This is a genomic window from Sphingomonas astragali (assembly GCF_051400615.1).
Taxonomy (GTDB): Bacteria; Pseudomonadota; Alphaproteobacteria; order Sphingomonadales; family Sphingomonadaceae; genus Sphingomonas.
In genome coordinates, this window is record NZ_JBLFFH010000005.1 from 1 (window position 1) to 2,566 (window position 2,566).

The window sequence follows — 2,566 nt, forward strand, 5'->3', positions numbered from 1 at the left end:
TCGCTCGGCACCAGCGATGACGACGCCGCACCCTGGTCGGTGATGACGTGGTAGCTCGCCTTGCGGCTGCGGATGTTCCCCGCCGCATCATATTGCCAGAGCACCGACGCCGCCGGCGCGCCTTTCGTCGGGTCCGACCAGCCGCTGCCGGATTCCGCCCACACCGTCATCCGCCCCAGCGCGTCATAGGCCGCGCTCGCGTCCTGGATCACCGCCCCGTTCAGCGTCGCATGTTCCGACGTCTTCAGCCCCCGCGCGTCATAGCCGTAGTCGGTCACCGTGGTGCCGGCCGTGTCCGTCTGGGTGACCGTCGCCGCCAGCCCCGTATTGTAATAGCCGTAGCTGGTGCTCGCGCCGTTGCCCGACACCCCGGTCAGCCGCCCCGCCTGGTCGTAGCTCGAGGCGAACACATGCCCACCCAGGTCCGTCCGGCTCACCACATGGCTATGTCGATGCTATCACCTCGCTGCTCAGCGAAATAGCGCAGATCGCAGCAAGCGAAACTATGCGCTTGGCTTGCCCTGAAAAGATGCTCAGGCTGATCTGGAGGTAACCGCAGGCGCCCTGCTGCGATCTCTGCGTTTACATATGCCAAACCTCGCTCGTACGCCGCGGCGTACCGGGCCCGATAAATGGCCTCGACACCTGGAACCTCTCCCGTTGCAACCATCCCCGACATCCCTGCGCTTCCTGAGCCAGGAAATAGTCGGGAAGAATCCGTCAAAGTTTAGCAGAAAAATTTTCAGGACCGGCGCCATAGGACGTCACGCGCCATTCGAGCGAGGCCAGCGATACAGCTCCTCCGGATAGGCGAAGGGCGGCTTACCTCTGACGATCTGTCCCATATCCTGCATCAGCCGAGAGCCGAGCTTGATATGATCAAAACCGGGAATGACCTCGATCGTACGATCGCTGAGGGCATAACCTTCATCATAGTGGGCTTTAGATTGTGCTGCCATTTCTATGAGCTGCGTATAACGGGCCTCACCCAACTTACGGCGCAAATGAGTTAGACTCTGTGACAGACTTTCCCATCCCTCCTCATACGTTTGAAACTCGGTTGGGTAGCTGTGGCTGCCGCAGTTGAGATTGAGATAGGTGATGCTGTCCGAAAGTTCGGACAGGCTTTGAGCTACTTTGATCATTTGAAAGCTCCTACTGTCCAATACGATAGGAGCCGCCATAGACCTGAGGTCTGACGATCCCTATCGGCGCATTGCCGGTCGCGACTCGAAAGTCGATAATTTGTGGCGTGGAAAGCATCTTATTTCCGAGTGTTCCGTCGAGAATGAGACGGCTCTGCGGGAAATAAAGGTCGGGAACACGGTATTTTCCGCTGTTCCCTTCAAGGTAGAGCCGCTGATTGATCCGGACTAAGTCAGCTCCGTGGCCTTGCTCCGCTGCAAACAAGCGAAGATCATCGCGGGCAAAGCGATCAATCTCGTTCGCCCTGAACAGGTGCGGGGGCTGGCCCGCTGATGCTACGAGATCGCCGGAAGCAATACGCGCGTCGATAACTGTGACACCACGCTCATAGCCGGCAGCATACCGGGCTTCATAGAGAGCTTCTAGCGAGGGAGTCCCCTTTGCGGCGATTGCAAAACCGATGAACCTCATAGGTTCACTCGTTCTCATCGTCCCCGCCAATCAGATCAGCTCCGGAAAGCTCTGGAAGACTGGGATCGACAGGCCAGCGATAGAGTTCCTTTGGATAGGCGTAGGGCTGGCGATCGGCGACCACCATTTCAACATCCTGCAGCAGCCTGGAGCCTAGCTTGTCGTTTGCTTCGTGGTGCGCTTTGGCCTGCCGGATCATGTCCAGAAGCTGATCGGCCTTGGCGTCGCCAAACTTCTTGCGCAGATTTTCCACGCCCCGCTCTAGGCTGTAATATGCCCCGTCAAAGTCATAACTTTCCGGAAAGTGTCGAGTTGGAGCACGCATTAGAGTGTCTATGAGAGCATCTCGAAGCTCACGCTTCGTCTTCGGGATTGTGCCTTCACGATATTTCATAGGTCACCTTATCGTATAGACGGGGCGGATCGCAGCTGGTGGCACGATCGTGATGGTTCCATTCGGCGCTGCTTGCTGGATGCGCACGATCTGAGGCGTGGTAGCGTTCTTAAGCTGATACGAATAGTCGATGCTGTTCCCTGAGCTAGGGAAGTGGATGTCCGGCACGGTGTATTTACCACCGGGCGCATATAGACGCTGATTTATCCGAACCCCGGTAGCATCCAGGCCTAGCTCATCTCGCAGCGTCAGATTACCTCTGCGAATGAAACCATCGACAAAGCTACCTCGTTGTATTTCCATCGAAAGCCTCGGGTTCAGGGCGATGTCGCCATTGGCAACTCCCTGGGTAAAGACGCCATGCCCCTCATCCGCAAGTCGCAAGCTGTTCGCTTGGAACTGCGCCTCAATGCTCAGCGGTGCGCTGTTTGCGGCCCGAGCATAGGTGCCGGAGACGCGAGCAACCTGCCCGATCTCCCCCATGCGCGCGGCAAACGCGAGTTTGGTGGCCGGGATCGCCACTGATCCGGCCGTGATCGCGCCATAGGCGAGGTT

The 2,566-nt window shown here is 58.0% G+C and carries 5 protein-coding genes; all 5 read right to left on the minus strand.

Annotated elements, in window-relative coordinates:
• Positions 1–437 (minus strand): hypothetical protein (locus ACMGER_RS18100; protein ID WP_436813576.1); only part of this gene is annotated, 437 nt, incomplete at its 3' end.
• 327 nt (positions 438–764) lie between these two features.
• The gene (locus ACMGER_RS18105; RefSeq protein ID WP_436813577.1) at positions 765–1,145 is read right to left on the minus strand and encodes a hypothetical protein; all 381 of its coding nucleotides are present in this window, start codon (positions 1,143–1,145) and stop codon (positions 765–767) included.
• A gap of 10 nt (positions 1,146–1,155) precedes the next feature.
• Positions 1,156–1,617 (minus strand): hypothetical protein, encoded by a 462-nt coding sequence (locus ACMGER_RS18110; RefSeq protein WP_436813578.1) that lies wholly within the window; start codon positions 1,615–1,617, stop codon positions 1,156–1,158.
• A gap of 4 nt (positions 1,618–1,621) precedes the next feature.
• Entirely contained in the window at positions 1,622–1,870 is a 249-nt protein-coding gene (locus tag ACMGER_RS18115; RefSeq protein WP_436813579.1) for a hypothetical protein, read from the minus strand.
• A 144-nt stretch (positions 1,871–2,014) separates the two neighbouring features.
• Positions 2,015–2,566, minus strand: a 552-nt coding sequence (locus ACMGER_RS18120; protein ID WP_436813580.1) for a hypothetical protein, incomplete at its 5' end; no start/stop codon positions are given.

What these genes read in the sequence shown, in the direction of transcription:
- ACMGER_RS18105 (WP_436813577.1), bottom strand. Translation starts at nt 1,145, where the DNA reads ATGATCAAAGTAGCTCAAAGCCTGTCCGAACTTTCGGACAGCATCACC.
- ACMGER_RS18110 (WP_436813578.1), bottom strand. Translation starts at nt 1,617, where the DNA reads ATGAGGTTCATCGGTTTTGCAATCGCCGCAAAGGGGACTCCCTCGCTA.